This is a genomic window from Pectobacterium actinidiae (genome assembly GCF_000803315.1).
In the GTDB taxonomy this organism is placed as follows: domain Bacteria; phylum Pseudomonadota; class Gammaproteobacteria; order Enterobacterales; family Enterobacteriaceae; genus Pectobacterium; species Pectobacterium actinidiae.
Map to the genome: position 1 here is coordinate 3,453,163 of NZ_JRMH01000001.1, position 24,434 is coordinate 3,477,596.

Annotated in this window: 15 protein-coding genes and 3 pseudogenes; 3 read left to right on the forward strand and 15 right to left on the reverse strand. The window is 52.5% G+C overall.

What is annotated here, in order from left to right:
• Nucleotides 1-58: 58 nt before the first annotated feature.
• Together KKH3_RS14915 and KKH3_RS14920 are read left to right on the forward strand one after the other, a co-directional pair.
• Nucleotides 59-1,170, forward strand: a protein-coding gene (locus KKH3_RS14915) for an IS3 family transposase (RefSeq protein ID WP_139338972.1) whose coding sequence is annotated in 2 segments (ribosomal slippage) — nucleotides 59-320 and nucleotides 320-1,170 — 1,113 coding nt in all. Because the reading frame shifts where the segments join, the coding sequence is not laid out codon by codon here.
• A gap of 54 nt (nucleotides 1,171-1,224) precedes the next feature.
• Nucleotides 1,225-1,568 (forward strand): annotated as a pseudogene (locus tag KKH3_RS14920) (SymE family type I addiction module toxin).
• Nucleotides 1,569-1,647: 79 nt separating this feature from the next.
• Here the strand turns inward: KKH3_RS14920 and KKH3_RS22470 are convergent.
• The 3 genes and pseudogenes from KKH3_RS22470 to KKH3_RS22325 all read right to left on the reverse strand — a co-directional run.
• Complete coding sequence (locus KKH3_RS22470; protein WP_234991570.1) at nucleotides 1,648-1,809, reverse strand: hypothetical protein; 162 nt, start codon at nucleotides 1,807-1,809, stop codon at nucleotides 1,648-1,650.
• 697 nt (nucleotides 1,810-2,506) lie between these two features.
• Nucleotides 2,507-2,980, reverse strand: a complete 474-nt coding sequence (locus tag KKH3_RS14930) for an ankyrin repeat domain-containing protein (protein ID WP_039361016.1) — start codon at nucleotides 2,978-2,980, stop codon at nucleotides 2,507-2,509.
• A 13-nt stretch (nucleotides 2,981-2,993) separates the two neighbouring features.
• Nucleotides 2,994-4,240: pseudogene (locus KKH3_RS22325) on the reverse strand (GH-E family nuclease); the annotation flags it as partial.
• 23 nt (nucleotides 4,241-4,263) lie between these two features.
• On the opposite strand from KKH3_RS22325, the pseudogene KKH3_RS14940 reads away from it, so the two are divergent.
• A pseudogene (locus tag KKH3_RS14940) lies at nucleotides 4,264-4,500 on the forward strand (SymE family type I addiction module toxin); the annotation flags it as partial.
• Between the two features lie 59 nt (nucleotides 4,501-4,559).
• On the opposite strand, the gene KKH3_RS14945 reads toward KKH3_RS14940, so the two are convergent.
• From KKH3_RS14945 to tssM, 12 genes are all read right to left on the reverse strand, one after another.
• Nucleotides 4,560-5,000 carry a riboflavin biosynthesis intermediates N-glycosidase gene (locus KKH3_RS14945; RefSeq protein WP_039361021.1) on the reverse strand — a complete coding sequence of 147 codons (441 nt, stop codon included), beginning with the start codon at nucleotides 4,998-5,000 and terminating at the stop codon, nucleotides 4,560-4,562.
• Nucleotides 5,001-5,339: a hypothetical protein gene (locus KKH3_RS14950; protein WP_039361023.1), complete on the reverse strand. Its 339-nt coding sequence runs from the start codon at nucleotides 5,337-5,339 to the stop codon at nucleotides 5,001-5,003.
• Nucleotides 5,336-10,498: an RHS repeat-associated core domain-containing protein gene (locus KKH3_RS14955; RefSeq protein WP_240560807.1), complete on the reverse strand. Its 5,163-nt coding sequence runs from the start codon at nucleotides 10,496-10,498 to the stop codon at nucleotides 5,336-5,338. Before KKH3_RS14955 ends, KKH3_RS14950 begins: the two co-directional genes overlap by 4 nt.
• 20 nt (nucleotides 10,499-10,518) lie before the next feature.
• A complete protein-coding gene (locus KKH3_RS14960) occupies nucleotides 10,519-11,436 on the reverse strand; it encodes a DUF4123 domain-containing protein (RefSeq protein ID WP_039361025.1) in 918 nt (305 codons plus the stop codon).
• A complete protein-coding gene (locus KKH3_RS14965) occupies nucleotides 11,433-12,389 on the reverse strand; it encodes a DUF4123 domain-containing protein (RefSeq protein ID WP_039361027.1) in 957 nt (318 codons plus the stop codon). Before KKH3_RS14965 ends, KKH3_RS14960 begins: the two co-directional genes overlap by 4 nt.
• A 155-nt stretch (nucleotides 12,390-12,544) precedes the next feature.
• Nucleotides 12,545-13,243, reverse strand: a complete 699-nt coding sequence (locus KKH3_RS14970) for an ankyrin repeat domain-containing protein (RefSeq protein WP_039362494.1) — start codon at nucleotides 13,241-13,243, stop codon at nucleotides 12,545-12,547.
• 80 nt (nucleotides 13,244-13,323) lie between these two features.
• A complete protein-coding gene (locus KKH3_RS14975) occupies nucleotides 13,324-14,694 on the reverse strand; it encodes a PAAR domain-containing protein (RefSeq protein WP_039361031.1) in 1,371 nt (456 codons plus the stop codon).
• Between the two features lie 9 nt (nucleotides 14,695-14,703).
• On the reverse strand, nucleotides 14,704-16,740 hold the full coding sequence (locus tag KKH3_RS14980) for a type VI secretion system Vgr family protein (RefSeq protein WP_039361034.1): 2,037 nt from the start codon (nucleotides 16,738-16,740) through the stop codon (nucleotides 14,704-14,706).
• Between the two features lie 196 nt (nucleotides 16,741-16,936).
• On the reverse strand, nucleotides 16,937-17,455 hold the full coding sequence (locus tag KKH3_RS14985; RefSeq protein ID WP_039359918.1) for an Hcp family type VI secretion system effector: 519 nt from the start codon (nucleotides 17,453-17,455) through the stop codon (nucleotides 16,937-16,939).
• Nucleotides 17,456-18,047: 592 nt separating this feature from the next.
• On the reverse strand, nucleotides 18,048-19,403 hold the full coding sequence (locus tag KKH3_RS14990) for a tetratricopeptide repeat protein (RefSeq protein WP_039361037.1): 1,356 nt from the start codon (nucleotides 19,401-19,403) through the stop codon (nucleotides 18,048-18,050).
• A gap of 28 nt (nucleotides 19,404-19,431) precedes the next feature.
• The gene (locus tag KKH3_RS14995; RefSeq protein WP_039361039.1) at nucleotides 19,432-20,868 is read right to left on the reverse strand and encodes a VasL domain-containing protein; all 1,437 of its coding nucleotides are present in this window, start codon (nucleotides 20,866-20,868) and stop codon (nucleotides 19,432-19,434) included.
• A gap of 48 nt (nucleotides 20,869-20,916) precedes the next feature.
• The gene (tssM, locus tag KKH3_RS15000) at nucleotides 20,917-24,414 is read right to left on the reverse strand and encodes a type VI secretion system membrane subunit TssM (RefSeq protein WP_039361043.1); all 3,498 of its coding nucleotides are present in this window, start codon (nucleotides 24,412-24,414) and stop codon (nucleotides 20,917-20,919) included.
• Nucleotides 24,415-24,434 lie beyond the last annotated feature (20 nt).

Here is a 24,434-nt window from a genome sequence, read left to right on the forward strand (position 1 = left end):
ACCATTCACTTTTAGAGATCTTCCGACATACTGATTATGTCCCGTTGAGGAGATCGCTATGCGCAAAGCCCGATTCACAGAACACCAGATTATCGCCGTGTTGAAGTCCGTTGAAGCCGGACGTACCGTCAAAGACGTCTGCCGAGAAGCGGGAATATCCGAGGCGTCTTACTACAACTGGAAAGCGAAGTTCGGCGGTATGGAAGCCTCTGATATCAAAAAGATGAAAGATCTCGAAGACGAAAACCGACGACTGAAACAGATGTTTGCCGATCTGAGTCTGGAGTGCCGCGCACTCAAAGATGTTATTGAAAAAAAGCTTTAAAACCAGCGATAAAGCGTGAGCTCGTCAGTTACCTGACCGCGCAGTTTACGATGAGCATACGCCAGGCATGCAGGACGTTATCGCTGAGCAGGACGGTGTATTTTTATCAGCCGGAAACCTGTCGTGATGAACCGGTGATCCAGGCTCTGTCGGAGGTGGCTGAACGCTATCCCCGTTACGGCTTCAAGAAGCTGTTTCAGGTGTTGCGCAGGCAAGGCAATGCCTGGAATCATAAACGTGTTCACAGGATTTACTACCTGCTTAAACTGAATTTTCGCCGTAAGGGAAAGCAACGTCTACCGGTGCGCAATCCGACTCCGTTGGCGACGCCGGAAGCACTTAACCAGAGCTGGTCGGTAGATTTTATGCATGATGCGCTGGTCTGTGGCAGACGCTTTCGGACTTTCAATGTAGTGGATGATTTTAACCGCGAGGCTCTCGCAATAGAAATCGATCTGAATATCCCGGCGCAGCGGGTGGTCAGAGTATTGGACAGGATCGTGGCAAACCGTGGTTATCCGCTGAAACTGCGGATGGACAATGGCCCGGAGTTAATCTCGCTGACGCTGGCGCAGTGGGCTGAAGAGCATGGCGTGATGCTGGAATTTATTAAACCGGGAAAACCCACGCAGAATGCCTTCATCGAACGTTTTAACCGAACGTACCGAACAGAAATCCTGGATTTTTACCTGTTCAGGACACTGAATGAAGCGAGGGAAATCACAGAGCGCTGGCTGATGGAATACAACAGCGAGCGGCCTCATGAATCCCTGAATAACCTGACGCCGGAAGAATACCGGCTGATGGTCGAGAAACCGGAAATCTCAAAAAGTGTGTGGAACTAAAAGCGGTCTACTTACAAACCGTTTTCCCGGTGGACTAAGCATGGAGGGCGCACGATGAGCATCAAGACCGCTTTCCAGAACGGGGAACAGCCCGAGCTGACGTTAACGGGCGACGAACTGGCGCAGGCGGGTTTTACCCCCGAAGCGATGTTTCGTATCCGCCTCTACCGCAACGGGCTGATACTGACACGGCTCGATGAAGATACCGATATTGCGGCGCTGCTGGCTGAACTGGATGGCAGCGAGACAGAAGGGGCGGACTGGGTCAGTGACAACGGCGAACTGACGCTGGCAGGCGACTGCTCACCCTGAGCGGGTTACCCGGCCAGCCGTTAAGCATTGAGGTGTTGCCCGGCAGGATAACGATTCGGGCTGAGGTGGGGACTATGCTGGCGTAATAATACAAGCCGCTAAAAATAAAAAAACCGGAAGGATCAATAGATCGCTTCCGGTTTTTCAAAGTCAAATAACTTCAATTCAAGATATATTCAAATAAGCATTTAACTTATTCCAAAAATCAAAGTCAAATACACTTTCTTTATTTAAACCAATTCCAATTCCAATATAATGTGAAACATCGATATCATCAGGGTTAAATCCTATAGACATGAGTTCTATGAAAACTCCTTCATACGCCATTTCATACTCACCATGATCTAAGAAGTGATTAACAGAGTTAGTTATTTCCTCATCAAGATTTTTCCATAAATATCAATCAGTCTTGAAATTGAGTTCTTTACTTCCATGTAAAATTTCATTTCGTCATTAATTTTCATATCACATTATGGTTTTGGGGGGGTAGGTGTAACATTGGTTGGATACGCCGTTGATATTTTTCCAGAAAGAGTCGGATGCGTTGGGGGATAGAAATCAACCCTAATTTCAATCCCATCTATCATTCCTGTCGCATACGGTAAATTCCACTTGCCTACTCCGGAAGTTGATGGTGGTTAATTATGAATATTACATGCTACCGCCACACCCTGACATTTACCTCTCTTACCTAAACGATTCAATCATACTGATTTTTATACATTTTCATTAGTGATTTATGTAACATAATCAACCTTAAAGGCTGCTGACTCGAAGAGTCGGGATTTATGGCCGCTCTCCGCGACCATTACACTGGATCGCGGCAAATTTATTATTGAGATTGAGAATAATCTTTAGCAACTATCTGTTAAATAAAAACCCGGAAGAACCTTGAAATCACATCCGGATTTTTCCACTTAATACTATTAAGCCCCCTTTCAATAACTATAATTAAAGTAATTATTTATACTCACCTGCATCATAGCGCCCTCCCGAAAACAACATCGAAATAAAATAACGAAAACTATATTTTTACATCAAGAATAGAAATAAGACCTGTATCTTTAATTTGCCTAGCAAAATCCAGCGGAGATCTCCCTGAGTTATTTTTATGCTCAGGAAGTGAATTGTATTTTAATAACAAAGATACAATATCATAATCTCCTCTCGCATTAAAAACTGCAGTCCATAGAGCCTGATTACCAAATTTATCAGTTACCAAAACATCACCTTTATTCATTAGAATTCTTTCAGCAACATCCTTCATCTTATGCTGAGCTGTATAGTGTAAAGGAGTTTGTCCCTTATCATCTTGGTGATTTACATCAATTCCTAATTCAATAAGTTTATTTACTACGGCAACATTCCCATAAGCAATAGCTTCATGTAATAAATTTTGGCCGTACTCATTAGTTACATTCACATTCTCACTAGTAACTAGTGAGCATAACCCTTCACTCTGACCATCTCTAACGAATTGAAAAGCATTACTAATCATCTTTCACCTCATGTTACTTATCTTCAAACATTTGGCTTCTATTTGAATAAATAGATTCAGGTTGGTAATTTTTCGGGTCTCTATACTCACTTAGAAATTTATCTTTAGATATCTTACCATCCATATAATCTTTATGTAACTTCCGGTATTCTCTCCCGCTTAAGTGCCCCATATCCCACTGCCCCGCTCTTGATTTACTTCGATCCCAAACTAATTTTTCACCTGAATTTGGATCATAGACATTACCATCTGCTTGCTTAGCTGAATTCCACACCTCATCAACCTGGCCTTTAGCATAAGATGGGCGCCTAGTTGGGTTAGAATATGATTTTGATAATTTAGCAGCATCCTGTGCTGAATATCCTTGAGATCTATATTTTTTATACCTCTTATATCTAGCTCGACAAACAGAGCCAGCCAATCCCAATGGGTCAACCCATTCTAAGGGATTGTGGACGTACGCTTGGGCCGGATCCCGCCATCTAGTCCAATAGGATCTGGTGAGAGATACTGCACATTTTCAGGGTCGAAATACCGATGGCAATTATAGTAAAGCCCCGTTTCTGCGTCGTACAATTGTCCCTGATAGCGCAGTTCGCAGTACACTTCCTCGTTCGCCGCATCCCCCAGATAGCGCCGCAGCGGAATAGGACGCCGCTCTTCGCGGCGGGCGCTCCACAGCCCCTGCTCGCCGCGCCAGCGAACTTCCCCTTCCTCGCTGCACAGCTCTCTCGCCGTCCCCGTCAGGTCCGTCACGATGTAGTGCAGTTGCGTGCTGTCGCCCTGCGCCTCTACCTGCGCTAACGGCCGGAAGCTCCCCGGTTCGTACACCCACTGCACTCCCCGTGCCGCGCTGCCATCGGCATAGTACTGCTGCTGACCAATAAGCTGGTCACCGTCCCACCGGTACGCCACCCGCGCTACCGCCTGCGCCGACGGAATTTGTCCCTCGCGCACCTTGTTAATTCTGCGACCAAACGCATCGTAACGATACCGCCACCGTCCCCCGTCCGGCAAACTCACCCGTACCAGACGGTCCTGCACGTCCCAGTCGAAATACGTCTCCTTCGGCCTGAACCCCGGCCGCGTTTCCCGCTTCACCGCCAGACGCCCGCAGTCGTCATACCGGTACTGCGTATGGCCCCGCTCCACCACGCGACCCGCCGTTACCTGGCCTGCCCCGTTCAGCCGGAACGCCTGCTCGCCCCAGTGACTGTCGCTGATGCCCGTCAGACGGTCCAGCACATCGTACTGGTAGCGGGTAACGGACTGGCACAGGCGGGCTTTACCGCAACGGACTGGTGCTGATACGACTGGATGAGGATACCGATATCGCCGCGCTGCTGGCTGAACTGGACGGCAACGAAGCGGAAGGTGCAGACTGGGTGAGCGACAACGGTGAACTGACACTGGTGGGCGACTGGCTCACCCAAAGCGGGTTACCCGGCCAGCCGTTAAGGATTGAGGTGCTGCCCGGCAGGATAATCATTCGGGCTGAAGTGGGAATGATGCTGGCGTAATAACACAAGTCGCTAAAAATAATAAAGCCGGAAGGATCGGGTGATCGCTTCCGGCTATTTTATACCTTCAAAGCTTCTCTTGTTTCCATTAATATGATACCAAGCATATTCTTTCCGGAACCATCACCTCCGTCAGCCCAATAATTATCATTATGGGTATGCTCTACTAGCAAAGTATCTTCAGTCGATAATAATATTTCTTTAGCCTCAGTGTTTTGTTTAAATTTTTCCAAAACCGCAAAGCGCATAATATTATTCTTTACATCATCCCAATCTTTTCTTAAAGGAAGAGATCTGTCTCGACCTAATTTTGCAGCATCCATTGGAGACAAAAGATTACGTATTTTTTCCTTTAATACTTCATCTTGAAATTTTTGAGATTGAAAATAATGTTCAACTGTAGGCCAAGTTATAGAGTCAATAATTAAATTACACTTAAAGAAATTAGAAAAAACCCCATATGGTTCATTTACTCTGTAGAAGAAAATAGCATCACTCACTTATATTATCCTTGGCCCTTTTGGTTTAATATCATCCACTGACTCTCCAGCAATAATCAAATTGAAGCAGTGCATTATTTTCCTTGACATGCTATCTAATAAATCATTTTTATGATGATAGTTTTCGCAATCTATTCCTACAGACAACAAGTATAACTCAGATAGTATTTTTTTAGGAACTAACTCATCACTTTTAAATACCCTGGTTAATTCTTCGGCGACCGATAAAAGACCATTAAACAAATCTTCATTTATTTCACCACCCATTTTTAATGGGTAAATGAATCGACTACCAGTTTCTTTCAGCAATTCTAATGCGTTATATTTATCCACATTCATTTTATAACACCTTTTATAGCAGAATTAGGTATATCTTTATATACAGTAACCTCTTGTGCCCATATAGACCTATGATAGGGTAGTCCTTCAGTCCCATTTACCCTAGGAGCTGTTTTCCACACTTCAACATTTGGCGAACTAACTTTATTAAGATCTATCTCTATTATTCCATGGCCACTATCATATGATCTAGCTATATCTAAATCTTTGGTTGTCGATATCCAAGGGCTATTTTTGGCTGGCCCCCCAGCAGCATTAGAAGCTGCGGATAAAGGCTGATTTGCAACATGCTCAGCAGCACTCCAGTTACCATCCAATGCTTTCCCTTGTATAGATTCCCCGCGGGCTAATCTTGCTGCATCTTGCTCTGTCAAAGCACGATATACTATGTTGTTCTGACCTTCCTTCGGCGTCAGCCCCAGCGGGTCAACCCACTCCAGTGGATTATGTACATACCCCTGCGGCCTTATCCCCCCGCCCAGCCCTATCGGGTCCGGCGACAGATACTGTCCACTCTCCGCATCATAGTAACGATGTCGGTTGTAGTAAAGTCCCGTTTCCGCATCGTACAGTTGCCCCTGATAGCGCAGCTCGCAGTACACTTCCTCGTTCGCCGCATCCCCCAGATAGCGCCGCAGTGGGATAGGACGCCGCTCTTCGCGGTGGGCGCCCCACAGTCCCTGCTCACCGCGCCAGCGGACTTCCCCTTCCTCGCTGCACAACTCTCTCGCCGTCCCCGTCAGGTCAGTCACGATGTAGTGCAGTTGCGTGCTGTCGCCCTGCGCCTCCACCTGTGCTAACGGCCGGAAACTCCCCGGCTCATACACCCACTGTACTTCCCGTGCCGCGCTGCCATCGGCATAGTATTGCTGCTGACCAATCAGCTGGTCACCGTCCCACCGGTACGCCACCCGCGCTACCGCCTGCGCCGACGGGAGTTGTCCCTCACGCACCTTACTGACTCTGCGGCCAAACGCATCGTAACGATACCGCCACCGCCCCCCGTCCGGCAAACTCACCCGAACCAGACGGTCCTGCACGTCCCAGTCGAAATACGTTTCCTTCGGCCTGAACCCCGGTCGCGTTTCGCGCTTCATCGCCAGACGCCCGCAGTCGTCATACCGGTACTGCGTATGGCCCCGCTCCACCACGCGACCCGCCGCATCGTACCGCGCCGATGACTGTACCACCGCATCCTGCACCTTCAGCGTCTCACCCAGACCCGGCGCTATCTGCGACACCTCGCACAGGTTCTGTTCGCTGTCGTAGCCAAACAGCCGCGCCTGACGCCGCCGTCCCTCATCGCGGCGCTCCGCCGTTACCTGGCCTGCCCCGTTCAGCCTGAATGCCTGCTCGCCCCAGTGACTGTCGCTGATACCCGTCAGACGATCCAGCACATCGTACTGGTAGCGGCGCTCCAGCACGTCATTCACCCGGCCGTCCGCCCCTTCCAGCGCCTGACGCTGCAACAGCCCCGTCGGGCTCCATTCGTGGCGCAGTGAGAATCCGCTGCCGTTAGTTCGTCGCTGCTCTTCTCCCGCCGCCGTGTGGCTGAACTGCAACGGCTGGTGTGAGCCAATGCCCAGCGACGACAGCCGACCCGACTGCCACGCCAGTTGCAGCGGTGCCAGTATCCCTTCCACTACCGCACGCTGACCACCCGCATCATAACCGCTCTGTACCGCCTCGCCGTTCACCGTTTCCGATGTCACCTGCCCTGCACGGTTATAGGTGTATTCCACCACCGCATCCGGGCTGGCGGCTTTGGTCAACCGGCCAGCCACGTCATACGCCAGTTCCGTGATACCGTCCGTTTCACCATCGGCCTTCCGCGCCGTGATACGTGTTATCCGTCCTGCCGCATCGTGCTCATAGTGCAATGCGCTGCCATCCGGTGCGGTGCGCTGTACCAGACGGTCTGCCATATCGTACTGATACCGGTACATCCGGCCATCGTAATGCCGCTCTTCACTCAACCGTCCGCTGGAGTCAAACCCGTACGTCCAGTTTCGTCCCTGACTGTTCGTCACCCCGGCGAACTCGGCTTCCGCATTGTAGTGGTAGCGCACCGTCGCTCCCAGCGGGTCCGTCGCTTCCAGCAGGTTATCGAACGCCCCATAGCGGAACTGGTAACGCTGCCCCAGCGCATCCGTCACCGCCGTCAGGTTACCTTCCACATCGTAACCAAACCGCGTCTCGCTGCCGTCTTCGTACACCACTTTCGACGGAGACTCGCGCACGCCGTCATATTCCCAGCGCCGCACCTGCACACCCGCTTCATGCCCGATATGCCGCTCCGTCAGGCGGTCAAGGTCGTCATAGCGGAACATCACCGCTGGCGCATTATCCCGCTCAAGGCTGCTCAGCAGGCCACGACGGTTATAGTGATAACGCTGCAACACGCCATCCGGGCCTATCACCGTCGACAGTTGCCCTGTTTCACCGTAACGATACAGCCACTCACGTCCTTCCGGGTCGTTCACCTCAACAATCTGCCCGGCTGCATTGCGCTGATATTGCCATTCGTTGCCCAGCGGATCGGTATAAGCCAGCAACTGCCCGTTATCGTCATACGCATAGTGATGCATCGCACCGTCAGGCAGGGTAACGTCGGTCACCTGTCCCCAGTCGTTACGCTGATAGACCGTGCGACCACCCAGCGGGTCGGTCTCCGCCACCAGTTGGTTATCCACCCATTCGAACCGGGTTTCTCCCCCGTCAGGCGTGCGCTGGAGCAGGATATTATTGCGTTCATCTCGTACGTAGCTGAATACCCCGCCAAATCCGCTGTGATAATGGCTAGTCAGGGTGTCATCGTCGTATTCAAAGTGACCTGGCCAGTAGCCTTCCGACGTTCTGTCACGGATAGCGCGACCTTTTTGATCGTAGTCATGCTCAACCCAGGTCGAACCTAAATCCGACCAGCGCAGCAGCCAGCCTTCCGGTGAATAGCGATAGTCAAAGTTACGCCCCTCATCCGCCCGCACGCTCAGTAAATGTCCGCGACGATCGTAGGTATAGCTGACCAGTGTTTTTAAAGGCTGGCGCTGCGGGGTACACAGCGTCAGTGTCGTAATCCTGCGGTGTTCAGTGGTGACGTGAATCAAGCGCCTGTCCGGTAGTACCACCCAGCACAGTTCACCCAGCATCCACTCGAACGTCACCCGATTGCCGGCCGTATCGTCAATCGACGTCAGGCAAAGCTGAAGACCGAGCGCATGCTCAAACCGATAGCACAGGCCATCAACATGATGAAGAACGAGTTCACCGTGCTGCCGGGTCAACCGCCATTGAGGATTTGACGATGAGCGGCTGACCTCTCCTTCACTAGGGAGGGTGAAGAATGCCTGATTGAATTCACCATCCGTTAGCGTTGCCACCCCGTTGTTGAGCGTCAGGCTGATATCCCAGTTAGTGCGCCATAGCGTTCCCAGTAAGCCAGGATGGCGTTTTCCCGTGGAGCGATAGTAGCGTTGCAGTGGCAGCGGCAACATTCCCGTTAGCTGAATATCAGTACGTTTCTCCACCACCGCACCCGTTGCCATATCGACCGGGTCGCCATTTTGCTTGCTATCTTTGCTATCAGCCTTGTTAGTACCATTCTGATTATTCGCATCCTGCTCAGCCCCCTTTTTACCCGATGGCTTTTCAGTATTTCTACCCGCATTAATGCTGTTCGCCTCTTCCGGAGGGGATTCGCTTTTTTTCTTTACGGGCTCTTGCGGTTTGGGCTTTTCTTCAACGGCATCAGTGGGTTTTGACGGTTCAGCCTTGTGTGGCACATTTTCTTCTGGCGTTTGTTTTTTAAGCCGCTGGTCTTTTCCCTTGTCACCATCAGGTTTAGCATCGCTTTGTTTAGTGGCGGTTGGCGAATCAGTAGGCTCAGATTTTGAACCCGAAGATGGACTGGCCGCCCTGCTTTCCGCCGTCGTATGGCTTGGCGAGGCATCGGCCTTTTTCGCGAAGGAACCTTTAGGCCGTGGGCTGCCGGAAACCCGTGTCACAATCAGAGGAATAAACTTATCAAATTCTTTCTCGAGGGTCGCAATGGCCTCGTCGTAACGTTTAACTAACTGATCCAGATAGTCGAGCATCTTGCTGAACCGATCTTTCATCAGCGCAACAATCCAGCCATCCTTCTCCGAGGCCTTCATTGCCGTCACCAAAGCCTGCTGCATGGTCAACAGCATCGCTTTGCCTTTCTTTCCATATTCTTTCAGCAAACCACGCAGTTCGGTAACGCCTTTCACCAGGTTGCCGTTAGACAAGCTGCGGATCGTTTTGATGGCAAACTGCACAGCCGCAGGTGAGGAGGCATTTCTCAGCGCTTTAATAATCGCCCGCCCGCTCACTTTAATCGCATCACCCAGTCCGGGAATTACCCCAATCACACACAGGACACCACCGGCTACATGCAACGGATCCTTCATCAAATCGGGATCTTCATGGGTTTGCCAGCACCACTCACCAATGGAGTACACGTCCAGCGCTTGCCCCACCACAGGAATACAACCCAGAATAATCTCGCAAAACATCATGAGCGCGGCGTTATCATCCCCTCCCGCATCCGCCGTTTCTGCTGCGAGGCTATGGTGGATCTTGTTGATGGCCTGTTTCAGCTGGCGATTACCGCGGTTAATCTTTTTGTCCAGTTCCCAGAAGCGACGATAAGCTTTTGTGTAATCATCTGGGATGGAGGTGAATATTCCTGCGCCATCAACATCAATATGTCGGTCACTGCTGTCATCAGCGTCATAGGCCACTAGCCCTTGTTTACGCAGGAGAAGGAACAGCGTGAAATACTCACCTGCTAGTGCGGCATAACCCGGAGTAGCCTGCAATACGGGGTTATTCTGAATGGTTTCCTGCGGCGTGAACTCATCCTCACCTTCTTCCAGTAGCAGCTCAAACGTACCTCCCCCCATGTCATAAATGAAACAGAGGCCGTTGGCATCCGTCTGACCGTGGATTTCTGTTTTATTGCTGTCGATGAGGACAAATGGCGCATTGGGAACCGGCTCCCCAGAGTCATAATGGTAATAAATCAGGACTTCATAACCACACTTGGCACAGCCTCCTGATATTTTTTTATCCGTGCTAAAACCCCGACTCGCTGCATCCTCGCTGGAAAGCAACGTTGCCTGCTTGTTCTGACTCATGAAATGACGTCCTTTTTATTTTATGCTTCGTCCAGGTGGTCAATAGCTGCCTGATACAGGCGATCCATACGGCTTTGCGTGCCAATATATTCAGGCTGTATCAGAATATTTTTTGCCCAGGGCTGATGAATGAATTCCGGCGAGAGTTCTGTCGCCAATGCCAGCCAGCGCACGATATCGCGGTCGTTGTTAAAGCCGTTGTTTTTCGCCTGCTCCGTCTGCTGATGGGTAAACACCTGTAGTTCATCGTCAGACGCATTCTTCCAGTCAGCATGGTAAGTACGCAGATGCGCCATATAGCGCGCCAGATTCTGATGCCCATAAGGCACCATGATGGCGTGCCATTGTTCAGCACTCAGTTGGCGCGGCAGGATGTCTGGAATAGAGTGGGGTTCACGGGCGGTGAGGTTTAAAGCGCGAACCGCGCCATCAGGAGAAATGTCGCAGAAGCTGGCTATCGGGCCATAGAGTGCACAGGCTTCTTGTGCGGAACTGGCAGATAACAACTGATTCACCACCTGCCAGTCGCCCACGCGCAGGATGGCGTTTTCCCCGGAAGGTGAGGTCACCAGGCTCCACTGCCGCAGATGTTTCGTCACCTCAAGCAGTTGATCGAGCGGCGAATAAGCTTGCATAAACCACGCCAGCTGTAGCCCCATACCCCAGCCGGGTTGGGTAATGATGTGTTCTTTCACCTGCGACCAGTTGGCGACATTAAGCGGGATGCAATAGGGCGATACCGAGGCATGAACGCGTCCTGTTTCCCCCCAGTACAAACGCGTCTGTTCCAGGCTGCCTCCCCAGCGTTCGGCCAGCCACGGTACAGCATCGTTCATCGATGCCTCTGCGATAACAAAACAGCCGCCCTGAGCGATACGCGTTTGCCAGACGGCATCATCTTCCGGCAACAGTTCAAGGAAAGGTTGCGATACACTCACAGCGTGACCTCCGTTATGTCGGGTAACTCTCCCCGCATCCAACCGGGGCGATGGTAATTAAGCTGCACACTCTCAATACGTTCAGGCTCAGATTTAAAAATCCGAATACTGTCCGCAATCGAATAACGTTCAGTCAGATGAATAAAGATCGGGTGTAAATAGAATTCACTGCCGAGTACCCAGCGATGAGCGGACCAGGCTTCACACTCCGCCTCGCTGGCTTTGGGATAAAAACGCCTGGCTAATTCAATACCGCTAATAAATCGCGCGTTGACTATTTCAATATCCAGCGGAAAAACACATTGCGCGCTGACAAAAAGAAAGAGTTCATTCGCTAATCGATGTAAACGATTGTCATTAGCGAGAAGATAATATTGATAACGCGTTAAAGTAATCTGGTATGCGTTATTAATATCATTCTTATATTCTTTATTAACATCCTGTTGTGCGAATAGCTGATATTCCCCACGTTCGCTATTCACTATGGGCAAGTACAGGTTATTTAGCGGGCCGAGAAAATCCGTTTGTGCAGCAAGATCCAGAGTGGACCACCAGGCTGATAAAACGTCTGGTGCATAGCTACGAAATAGCGCTCGTGTGCCATCAGGCCAGAGACAGAAAATGCGCTGCTGCCAAAAATCGGCCACCTGCTGCAATGTCAGTTCGCCATGCATGAGGATCACGTTACCATGACGCTCCGGCTGTGTTTCGGTCAGCCAGTGCAGTAGGGTTTCTCCTGGTTTGCCTTCTTCTACCTTCACCACAATAGGCGCCCACATCTGCCAGTTTTCAGCATCCTTGCCAAAATGCAGTTGCTGCCATATATCCGACGCCGCAGGTTGAAAAGCCTGCCAATACTCAGGTAAGGAGGGATAACTCAACGGCGAGATAATCGCGAACAAAGGTGCATTAAATTGGCTGATTTCAAACAGGGTATAACCGTTTGCCATCATCGTTATTTGCCTGTAAATAAATGAGATAATTTTTAATACGATGAGCGTGTATTCAGCACAGCAGCAACGACCCAATAATCACGCAGATTATCGGGTCGAGACATACCGTTTATTTTTATGACGCGAAATGAATAATAAAACGGAGAATCAAAAAACTATACTGGCAGTCCTTTTTCCCAACGATCGCGAACTTCAGCAGGTGACAGCGGTGGGAATTTAACACCGCGATCCAGTAATAGCTGTTTTACCTTTAATGCCCAAGGGTATTGAGGAGATTTAGGAGACATAATGGATAAGCTGTCATCCACGGTAAAAGCGAGATTACTGCCTGTCTCATCATAAATATGACTATCTGCGCCTTGTTCTATCAGCCAATAGGCGATTTCATACTTATTCAGATAAGCAGCATAGTGGGCGCTATTTCTTTTGGGGCCATCAACGAGATTCAAATCAGCGCCCCGCTCTACGAGCAATTTGATATCGGCCCAGCGCTCTTCCCCAATAGCACTAAATATTGCTGGCTGGCCAAGACGCCCAATCGCATTCGGGTCGCCTCCCGCATCTAGGATAATGCGAAGCCAGTCAGGGTCTTTCGCGCCCGCGACGGAATTCACCGCACTGTCGCCAAACCCATCTTTATAATTCGGGTCGACCCCCAGTTTAAGCGCCAGCGTGACGGCTTTTTTATCCTTTGTCTCATAAATCAGCCACAGCAGCGGCGTGATGCCCTCTTTCCCCTGAATATTCAGGTTAACGCCCTGTGACAGCTGATGACGGGCTGCTGACTCGTCACCTTTTTGAATACTTTCCAGTACCGCCACCACGGGCGGTTCAAAAAGTTCACTTGCCCGCATACTGTGTCCTCCTGCCTGACAAGCGGTTAATAATCCCAGAATAATGACGCCCAACCATTTTATACGTGCCAACCATTGCATTATATTCCCCTGAATGTATTGGTTATCTTCCCGATATCTTCCTTTTTCTGGCTTTCAATACCCGCAATCACCTGATCCATACCGTGACGCGCAATCGGCGAGCCCCCGACTGCGGGAAGTGCCATCATATCACCGCTTGCTTTCGGGAGGCCCCCTTCCAACAGTTTTGCAACACCGATGACGCCCCCTAGCACTGCACCGGCGGTTCCACCAATCAATGCGCCCGCGCCAGACAATAAACCAGGAATCAATGCCTTACCGTAGGTTTGTGCCATGGTTAATACCTCACCATCCACTGCCTGCGTCTTTATTAGCGAGGCGGTTTTCGCCAAATCGGCACCACCAACGCGCGCCACAGTATTGGTATGCAAACCCGCAGCATTAAAGGTATAACCCGGCAATCCAGTAACGCCAACGCCAGCCGATGCCAGGCCACCGCCTAATGAATGCCCCACAATAACGGGAGGTGGTGAGACGGCTCTTTTTACCAGTTTTGCTAAATCCATTGCCTGATTATACTGAGCAGATTCAAGTCCCATCCCCTGAGCAGCGTTAGTCAACCAGTCTTTAGCCCCTGTCACCGCGTTATTGGTGCCCCGATAGGTCAACATCGTCTCACCATTAATCGCAGACTTGAATAATGATGCACCGAAGCCCGTTTTCATGTCCGTCATGTTGGCATTTTTTAGCCCAGGAATCGCGCCGGTATCCAGAATATCCAGTCCAATCGGTGCCTTAGGCAATTTATCCAGTACGCCTCGCCGAAATTCATCGACCGAGTACACATACTGGGCGGCCTCAGCGCGTAAGATGCTGTCGTTGTTAAACGCCAGCCGCTTTGCCGCATCGGCTAACCCCGGCAGCGATGCGGCTTCAGTCGCCAACTTGGCGCGCGCCAGATAACGATCTTTACGCTGAGCGACGGAGAGTAGGTCATCAAGAATGGGCAGCTCGGCGACCGACGCCCATTCCATTAACGTCGGCAATAACATCGGCGTCAATGCCAGCAGAGGCGCACGGCTTTTTGCCGATTGCTCAGCACACGCCTTAACTGGAGACTGGTAGGGCGAATCGCCAATGATGACATTCCCACTACCCGCAGCGACCGAGCCGCCACAGCCGATCGCATCACCGATACGCGCCGCCAGCTTTCCATTGATGATAACCGTGCCGGAGCCCGCGGATATCGCACGACTGTGTACGCCGTGGGGCATATTCGGGCAAGGGCAGGCATGGAGTAAGACCGCATCGCTTTTACGGGCGGCCGGTTTACCATTGATGATGACATCACCGCTGCCTTCAATAATCGGGGTGGCAGGGAAACAGCCGTGACCTGCGCAACTGTCCCCTAAACGTGCCGCTCCTGGCATAGTTCCTCCTTAACGTCTGTCTGGCGCATCCGGTAGCGTGGGTTTCATCGGGTCTTCTGGCGTAATCGATACTGGTGCCGTCCCTACGCCAGCCGCTCCGCCATCGTTGATTTTCACAATCGTCCCAGAAATCGTGACGCCCGCGCTATCAATCTTGATAAAGCCGCCAGGCGCTTTGATGGTCAGAGCCTGCCCCGCTTCCAGCACGATATCCGCGGCTTTCAGATAGCTGTCCGTATTCACCAGAACGCGCTGGTGCGCGCCGATCAACGTCTCTTCAGAACCGGACATCGTGGTCTGACGGCTCCCTTCGATACGGGTAATTTCTCCCCCGCCGATGAACCGCTTGAACGACGCACCAATCTTCTGAATAAAACTCCGGCCAATTTCCTGATGATGATCCTGACCGATGTTTTCAAAATCATCCTTGCCTATCGTTCGGTGACGGTGACGCGTCACCCGTTGGAACTGATCCTGATCCACGCTGAGGTGCTGATCGCGCCCGACACTCTGCCGGTGGATGTTGTTAATAACGCCATCCATATCTTTCTGGGCGTGGTAATAAATTTGTTCACGCGTCGCCTCATCCTCAAAGCGCAGCTCGTTGAAACCACTGCCTTTATGGGTATCGGTACGCAGCGTGGTGCGCGTTTTATGTGCCGGTAAAACATACGGCGTCGGATTAGTGGCGTGGAAAGTACGCCCGGTGATAATCGGCTGGTCCGGGTCGCCTTCAAGGAAACTGACGATCACTTCATGGCCGATACGCGGAATGGCGATCATGCCGTACTGGCCGCCCGCCCAGCCCTGGCTGACGCGCACCCAGCACGAGCTCTGGTCGTTGCTCGCACCGTAGCGATCCCACGGGAATTGCAGTTTTACCCGACCGTACTGGTCACAGTAAATTTCTTCCCCCGTCGGGCCGACGACGGTGGCGATTTGCGGGCCGTCCACCATCGGTTTGTACGGCATGGCCGCACGCCACGTCGTCGTGCCTTTCACCACCGTGAAGCTGTTGCTCATGGTGGTCGGTTCGCCGCCGCTTTCCTCTTCCAGCGCCTGCGGCTGCTGCCCGACGTGCGTCACACTCACCGTCTGCCATACCGCATTCAGCGTCGCATTCGGGTGCTCCGTCAGAGTAAAGGTATTGCCCGGCATCAGCCCTGCGCAGTTGGATTCCCCTTCGCTTGTCACCGCCCCTGAACGCAGCGCATCCAGCCGGTAACCGCTGAACGCCTTGCCGCTCGGGTCTTGCTTATAGCGCCCCGGATAGTCGTAGTGCTGATAGCTTTCTCGCTGGTGCGCCAGCTCGCCGCTCATCTTCTTGTGTGACAGCCCGTAAGCCGGTGTCTTGAAGCTGTAATCCTTCAACTCCACGTCCGAGGTACTCACCCGCTCCGCGTAGTGGAAGCGCCGGACATAGTCGCCCTCACTTAATCCCTGATTGGCGAGGTTGAAGAACAGCTCGGGGCCTTTGGTTAGCGCGCCCGCATCATCGGCAAATACCACGCGGTGTTTACCCTCTTCGTATTCGTGGAAGAAATACATCCCTTCTTCCGCCGCCAGACGGGTGATAAACGCCAAATCACTTTCCCGATACTGTACGCAGTATTCCCGCACCGCATGCTCGTTACGTAGTGCAAAGGCGTAATCGGTAATCCCTGCTTCTTCCAGTAACGCACCAATAATCGCGTCCGGTTTCTGTGCCTGAAAGATGCGGGCATTGGTGCGCAGCCCCAGTCGCCACAGCGCCGGACGGACTTCCATCTGATAGCGCGTGCGCCGGAATCCGGTATCGCCCTGCGTGAAGCCACTGATAATCCCGCTGACCCGACGTTTCAGTTCGCCTTCATACCAAATCATCAGCTCGCACGGCTGGTCCAGCACCGCGCCGAAATCCACATCCGGCAACGCGCTCGCCAGACTCAGCGACAGGCTGAAAGGCCGATTCAGCCCTTCATCCAGCCTGAAATCCACTACCGCAAAGGTGCCAGCCTCCAACGCGCCGACCTTTACGGTGAACTGTAATCCTGTACTGTTTGCCACCCGTCCTCTCCTTCTTCCTTCGCCGTTGCCATGGCTACCGCACGCCTCGGGGTTTCCCGGAGCGGCACGTCGCTATCCTGATTAAAATAAAAACCTGAGCTGTGGTCTGAGTCTGCTCACGCCACAGTTCATGTTGATAAAGCATCACGTTGAGAAAAACGCAGAAAACCCGGGACAAGCCCGGGTTCGGTAGGAATTACGCTTCGACCGGTGTACGCCAGTCATCGGAACCAGAAGTCCCGGCAACGGTGTGTTCCCAGTCGATTTTGCGATAAGCCAGCGACACTTCGATTAACTGGGTGTAGTCCAGTTTGGATGGATCCTGGCAGTGTGGCATTTTGCAGTCGATATCAACGATAGTGGCATCGGTCAGGATGGTAGAGAAGAAGTGTTCTTGCTTACCTTCAACAGAGGTGCGGTACCATTTCAGGGTCACGGTCGGCAGCATTTCGCCAGACGCCAGGGCGTTGTACATCAGCGGAACAGCTTTGTTCAGCGCGACGGTGAATTTGAACGGTTTGTGCACACGTTGGCCGGACGGCTGACCAGACTGTGGGTCGGTCGGTACGGTGACGATGTGTTTGAATTCCTGTACCAGCATTTCGTCTTCGTGGCCTTCCACATAGATGTTGCCGACAGAATCAGAAGTGAAAGCACCCGCGGTAATGTTGCCCTGAGTTTTACCTTCGATGCTGATATAGCATGGAGTTGGCATAGTCTTGCTCCTTGTTGTTAAACGGAATGAATTGTTGAACGGGATTACTCGTTAAACGAGATGAGTAACTTCACGCTCTGTATAGCAAGCCACATGCCAATATTTATCTTTATGTTTTATAAAGGAATTTACTTAAACCAAATTCCCCCTAAGTAAAACCTGAGCAAAAAGTTGCGCAGACCTCGCATATCGTTTGCAAACATTGCGCAAAAAGTGATTTGCACCAGAAAGTGAGCAAGAAATTGCGCAAAATGCGCAGTTATTCTGAAAGTATGAGTTAGCGATAAATGAATGAAATGAATAGCCAATAGAAATCGTGCTTATTAATAGCAAAAGACTATATCTGGCGATAAATCACTCATTTCCATAACAATAATAGTAAGCAGTCACTTACGTTTTTTTATGAAAAACAGGAATGGCAAAATCAGGACATCCGGAATGAAAAGCGTCATAAAACAAAAAAACGGGTGTTGCTATCACGCAACACCCGCCTGTTTCTTGCTATCAGGGCTTGATTACAACACGATGATTCATCGGTTCTGCCTTAACTGTTAATCACCAGCTATTTGCCACCAATGAATCACCCAGAAGATTACTCCGTTTTCCCGGATGACCAGTGCATCGCCAGCCGCTGTCCGGCCTTGATTTCATCCGGCTGCATCGTCGCTTCCAGATCGTTACGCGCATGAATGGCTTCGGGCATTCCCTCCGTCGCCGCCATCGCATACCAGGCGTAAGCATGAATACGGTTACGCGATGCACCTAACCCATCCTGACGCATCATGCCCATGCGATATTGCGCCATACGGTTACCCTCATTCGCTGCCAGACGATACTGCTTCATCGCCTCAACATAATCCTCTTTGCCGCCTTGCCCCAGCCGCAGCATCTCGCCATAGGCTAGACGGGATTCGGTATCTCCTGCTGAGGCCGCTTTGGCATATTCTTCACGCGCACGCGCAAATTCGGTCGCGTTAAATAGCCGCTCCCCCAGCTCACGCTGCGCCCGGATATAGCCCGCAGAGGATGCCTGAACCAGATACTGTTCGCGCTTTTCATGCGTTGTCTGGCTCTGACTAAGCAAGTAATCAGCCTCGCCCGATCCGCCAGACGCGGCACGCTCCAGCCAATAGCGCGCCTTTTTTTCATCCCAAGGTAAGCGCTTACCTTCGCGGTAAACCTTGCCTAGCCAAAGCTGTGCTTCGGCATCACCTGATGACGCGGATTTTTGATACCAGTTCAACGCATTCTCGCCGTCTTCGTGTCGCGCCATCCACAGTTGCGCCTGTGCCTGACCCAGCGTCGCCGCGCGGAAATACCAGCGTTCGGCCAGGTCGCGACGGATCACCACGCCTTTACCTTGTTCATAGCGCTGTGCCAGTTGGTATTGCGCATCCCGATTGCCCAGTTCGGAGGCCTTCAGTAACCACGATACGGCCTCTTTTTCGCCGCCCACATGCGTCGCATGCCACTGGGCGACAATCAACTGTGCAGGGGGATAGCCATTTGCCGCAGCGGATTCAAATGCATTCAGGCAGGCCGTCACCAGCTTTCCCTGATGCTGAACCTGACAGTCCATGCCAAGCCGATGCCCCGCTTCGCCATTTCCCAGACGTGAGGACGTTGTCCACCACTGGCGAGCAGACGGGCTGTTCTTGGGCGCGCCCAGCCCGGCCTGAAACCAGTCACCGACCTGAAGTGCAGCGGCCGCACGCAGTTCCTGATTGCCCGGAAGTTCAGACAGGCCAGATGCCTTTTGCATCCACTGCATCGCCTCGGTGTACTGCGAGCGCGCGGCGAGCGTCTTTGCCAGCTGATATTGTGCTTCACCGTTTCCCCGATTCGCTGACGCCACGAGTTCCGATTCAGACAGCGATGTGATGGGCGCCTGACATGACGCCAGCCAACAGGACGACAGAACTATTACTAATTTTTTGTATTTCATCATGTGCTCAGCGTTTTTCCCTTCACGACAATCAGCTGGCAGAATTACTCTGCTGCAAACGGTACAAGCGGACGTTGAAGGCGCGTAGCTCGTCTTCCATCGCGCGTAACTCCGCTGGCGTCAGCGATTGGCTCTTGGTTTTACGCGCCTCAAGTTCCCGCAGTCGTATCCCGAAAGGGACGTCCGATATCAGGTCTTTTTGCATATCGTAGAGTTTTGATTTCAGGTAGGAAATCGTCACCGTCCGGCGCTGCCGTTCCAGTTCCAGCAACTGCTGCAACGTCTCGTTGATGCGGGCACGCGCCTGTTCGTAACCCAGCGTTTTCGGTTCATCCCCCTGCTGGCGTTCAAGAGAAAGCTGCCATTGGCGTTCCATCTCTTTCACCGCCAGTGAATCAGGATAGAGTTGCTGCATCACGTTTTTCAGCCCATTACCGTATTGATACAGGTAGAAAGGTGAGGCATTTTTCACCTGTTCCAACTGTGCCTGATAGCGGTTAATCAACTCGCCTTCCATGCCTTGCAATTTCTGTTCGCCCAGCGCAATACGCACCCGGCGAATGTCATTATGATCGGGCGCCGTGGGCAACGCGTAGGCTGGCTGTTGCAGTAACGCTAGCGCATCAGCCTTCTGTTCCTGCCAATACTGCCAGCCCGTAATGGCTGCGACAGGCAACGCGCAGGTCAGCAACCCGGAGACAAACCAGAACCAGGCTGGCTTCTGCTTTTTATGCGCCTCAATTTTCAATACCGTCGGTTTCATTTGCCCTTTCTCCCGTCCGATGAGAATGCTGCCCGCAGGCAGAGCAGCCTGACCCGATCCTGATGAACCACTGCTTTGCACCGTCGCGCCGGGTTCCATGTCTGAATGAAAGAACACCATGGGCGGAATCTGCATATCCTGCTTTTTCAGTTCCTGATCGTCCGACACAATGACAATCTCGGTTTCATCAAACAAATGGGTATAACCTTCGACGAAGTGCAGCAGATTCTCGACGCGAGGAATACGGCTCAACCCTGAGTTGTGCAGCTTTTCACTCATCAATTGCAGCGCGCGTTCGCAACGATAAACCAGCCGTTTGTGTTCATGGCTAATGGCGTATTGACGCACCACTTCGCTGATGCGGGCAATGAACCAGTCCAGCATCTCGATACGCGCTCGCTCCTGATGCACCGGCGGCCAGAAATTATCCCACTGCGTCACGATCAGGTTTGCCAAAAACTCACAGCTTTCCGTGAATCCCGTCAATCCCGCCAGTCGCGAACGCGCCAACGTAAAGTAGATCGCGGTCTGGAGATCCACGCCCTGCTTTTCAAAGATGGTGGTTGCCATGTCATGCACCAGCATCCAGTCCACATCAGGACGAGACGCATGGCTCAATTTGTTAATTTCCGCCCGCAGTGCGTCAAACTCCGGCAGCATCCGTGGATCCCGACCCACTTTCAGGGCCTGTTGTGCATCTTGCATATCACATCATCCAGCAATAGGGAGCCAGAGCGGGCTCCCGAGAGTTAATTAATAAAGTGAGTCAGGCAGCGTGAACTGGCTAAACAGACCACCGGCAAACGGGTTATGGCTGGCATCGGTGTACACGCGATACGTCATCGCCCCGTTCTCCAGCGAGAAGCGCACGTCAAAGGTATTCTCATTAACCTGCGTCAACTGATCGCTATTGATTAAGCGGAACATCGCCCACGGCCCGCTAAAGCTCAGGCTGCGCGGTGAACGTTCACGATCGTCCGGCACCAGCGTCAGCTTACTTTCGGCACCGTCGCGCATACTGTTTGGCCACACCAGCGGCGTTTTCTGGCGACGACCGTGGCTGTATTCCAGCAGTTGTCCATCCAGATTCAGCACGCTGCGACGTTTATTCGCCGTCAGTTCCAGCGGTTCCAGAACGAAATGCACTTCCAGGCTGCCCTGCGCATTGAACAGGGTCTGGCGGATACGGTTAGCACGTTCGAGCTGCTTCACCAGTTCCGCCTGCAAAGGCGACGCCATGCCTTCTTCCAGCATGCCGCTTTCCATCATCGCCTTGAGGTTGGTTTGATAGAAGCTGTCCAGCGTCCCACCCGTCATGAAGAACATTTCCATTTCCGATAGCGGCACATCCTTGTTCGACGACGGATCGAAGGGGTAACGATCCGCCAGCTTCTCATTGAATGGCGTCACGACCTTATCCAGCCATTCCTGATTCAGCGACGACATCGCCAGCCCGGTCACCAGACTCGCGCTCTCCCCGGCTAATTGCCCTACCCAGCGATCCAGCGGCGCGGGAAGACTGCGGGCGTATTGCTGTAAGGCGAACACCGGATCGGCAAATTTATTCCCCTGCCGCGCCTGCACCGCTTTCAATGCCGCCTGTCCTGGATCGGTCGCGTTGACGATCTGATCGAGATAGTGATAGAGATCCGTCAGTTTCTGATTGACCTCTTGCACCAGCGGCCCTTGTTCGCCGCGTCCGCTCAGCGCCGCGTTGATGGTCATAAACGGACGGCCGATACGCGTGTTAATGCTCTGCGCCGTATCGTTATCATCATCGGCCAGCTTGCGGATACGGGTGTTATCACTCACCGTGGTCAGCACGCGCTGGAAGGGCTGATCGTTGCCGGTAATATCCGTGAGGATATCGAGCGCCTGCTCCGGCGTATCGAGCGTTTGCACATCAATGTTCGCCAGCACTTTCTGCCACTGGTTGATGTAATCCGTAATGTAGCGGTCATTCACCTGACGCAAAATTTCCCGCCGATCGGCTTCGCTGAACTGCGCACGCTCACGTTGCCCCAGCACCCAGGCGTCCAGCGCCGTCAGCTCTAATAGGGCTTTGTCCTGCTTGAGGTAATAGTCACTAAAGCCGGGATACGTCAGCAGTCTCGGCACGCTTCCCGCTTTGTCATTGCGCAGGGAAAATACCGGATCAAAGGTCGGCCCGACTTCATCACGGATCGCTAAATCCGGCGGTAATACCTGTGTCGCCTTCATCACCAGACTCTGGTAAACGCGCTGATACATCGGCAGCTTGCTCAGTTCCTGCTGAGCCAGCGTAATCGGCTGAGTAAAGGGGGCAAACGTGCTGATCGCGACCGCATCTTTCTGCTCACGCGCCTTGTGCCAATCGGTGTGCTCAAGGGCGTAATCCAGATGCTGCATCAGTTGTTCCTGCACATTGCCCTGTCCAGGAAAGGCCTTCTGCCAGCGCTGCGCCATAAACTGTTCGACCAGCGTTTTATTACGTCCTGACGCATCATCCAGCATCCGCATGACGCGCAGAATCGTCAGCTTTTGCTCGCTATTGGCGGGGGCCTGATTCAGATCTTCCAGCAGCCCCTGCATCACCGCCGGTAAAAAGCGTTGATTCAGCATTTGTAGATAGGTGCCTTCAACATAAGGCCCAATCTTATCGCCCTGATACAGACCCAGATCCGCCAGTAGCGGTGTACGTTCGTGGTAGTTACCGAAGGATAAGGTCGCATCGCGGATCAAATTCAGACGTGGCAACTGCTGATAACCGTAGCCCGGCTGCCCTTCCAGCTCATTAGTACCGATAAACGCCTGCGCTTTCGTCAGTACGTTACGACCCGCTTCTTCATTGACCCGATAGAAATGGTGCCAACTGCCAACCAACGCCAGACTGGCGAGCAACATACAGCCCACACCGATACCCAGCCGACGCCGACGATACAGGCTATGCAGCCGGTTTTCCCCCGCCAGACTGGCCTCAGGAAAAATAACGTCAGGGAAGAGGCGCTGCACAAAGAACGTATTGGATTCACCGCGCAGCGCAGGGTTAATCGGCTCGGGCAGTTGATAACGTCGGGAAGCTGACTGCGCAAAGGCATCGAACGGCACCCCTTGTTGATAGACAGAGCTGACGTAGACGCCGCGAATCAGGAATGTGCGATCCTCGCCTGTCGCCAACGTTTCCGTCAGCACTTCCATCACGTAATCTTTCACGCCAGCCAGTTGGCGAACGAACGAGAACAGCGAGTTGCGCACGCTTCTGTCCGACTGCGTCAGCAACATGTCCGGCAGGTTGTCATTCAGGTGCGTGACCCACTCGTCCCAGAAGCGCTCCAGCTCTTCCAGCCAGCCTTTGCTGTTGCTGGCCTGCGGCGTAAACGTCACGCCTAACACAGCCTGACGCGCATCGCGGTTTAACTGGCGATAGACCTTGTCGAAGCCGCTCAGCATATCCAACCGGGTCAGCGCGATATACACCGGTAAGCGCGTATTGATGTTGACGGAAATTTCCTGCAAGCGGGCGCGCATGACCTGCGCATAGGCTTTGCGATCCGCGACGCCAGCCTGCGCCAGCCAGGAGATATCCAGCGTAAGCACCAGACCGTTGAGCGGCTGGCGGCGGCGGTTTTCACTGAGCCACTGTAACAAGTGCTGCCACAGACGAGCATGACGCTGCCCGAGCGAATCCCCCTCCAGTTCAGGCTGGGCAAGTAGCTGTCCGCTGGGATCCCAAATCACCGCAGATTCACCGACCCAACTGCTTACCTGCTGGCCTGCCGCCACATCCCGCAGTTCCGCATCCAGCTTCGGATTCATTTTGTTTGCCGGGTTGGCGCGATGGATCAGGCTACTTTTCCCGCTGCCCGCCAGGCCAATAGTCAGATACCAGGGCATCGCATACAGCGCGCGTTTACCCAGTTGAGTCTGAAACGCCTCCAGCCAGCGATCGAGAAACGTCTGCTGGCTGTCGACATACGCCTGTAAAGGATCCAGCTCAATGACCTGCTGATCATGACGCTCCGCACGCATCTGCTGCACGCGACGCCACACCATCCAGGCGCTATAGGAGAACGCCAGCCACAGCCAGACCAGCGTGAACACCACGCGTCCCCAGATTCCCTGCAACGGGCGCGACTCGCCCAGCGTCAAACGCGGCCCCAGCCACCAGGCCAAAACCAGCACGACGATCCACAGTAGTACGCCCAACAGCAGCCAGGAGGGTTTCAGTTTAGGTAACTGCTTGCGTAGAAAGGTTATGATTGTTTTAAACATAAGTGACCATTCACTCCGAA

Coding starts and splice junctions, on each gene's coding strand:
- KKH3_RS14985 (WP_039359918.1), bottom strand. CDS start 17,455: ATGCCAACTCCATGCTATATCAGCATCGAAGGTAAAACTCAGGGCAAC.
- KKH3_RS22470 (WP_234991570.1), bottom strand. CDS start 1,809: ATGGCGTATGAAGGAGTTTTCATAGAACTCATGTCTATAGGATTTAAC.
- KKH3_RS14975 (WP_039361031.1), bottom strand. CDS start 14,694: ATGCCAGGAGCGGCACGTTTAGGGGACAGTTGCGCAGGTCACGGCTGT.
- KKH3_RS14970 (WP_039362494.1), bottom strand. CDS start 13,243: ATGCGGGCAAGTGAACTTTTTGAACCGCCCGTGGTGGCGGTACTGGAA.
- KKH3_RS14950 (WP_039361023.1), bottom strand. CDS start 5,339: ATGAATGTGGATAAATATAACGCATTAGAATTGCTGAAAGAAACTGGT.
- KKH3_RS14965 (WP_039361027.1), bottom strand. CDS start 12,389: ATGATGGCAAACGGTTATACCCTGTTTGAAATCAGCCAATTTAATGCA.
- tssM (WP_039361043.1), bottom strand. CDS start 24,414: ATGTTTAAAACAATCATAACCTTTCTACGCAAGCAGTTACCTAAACTG.
- KKH3_RS14955 (WP_240560807.1), bottom strand. CDS start 10,498: ATGAGTCAGAACAAGCAGGCAACGTTGCTTTCCAGCGAGGATGCAGCG.
- KKH3_RS14995 (WP_039361039.1), bottom strand. CDS start 20,868: ATGCAAGATGCACAACAGGCCCTGAAAGTGGGTCGGGATCCACGGATG.
- KKH3_RS14930 (WP_039361016.1), bottom strand. CDS start 2,980: ATGATTAGTAATGCTTTTCAATTCGTTAGAGATGGTCAGAGTGAAGGG.
- KKH3_RS14990 (WP_039361037.1), bottom strand. CDS start 19,403: ATGATGAAATACAAAAAATTAGTAATAGTTCTGTCGTCCTGTTGGCTG.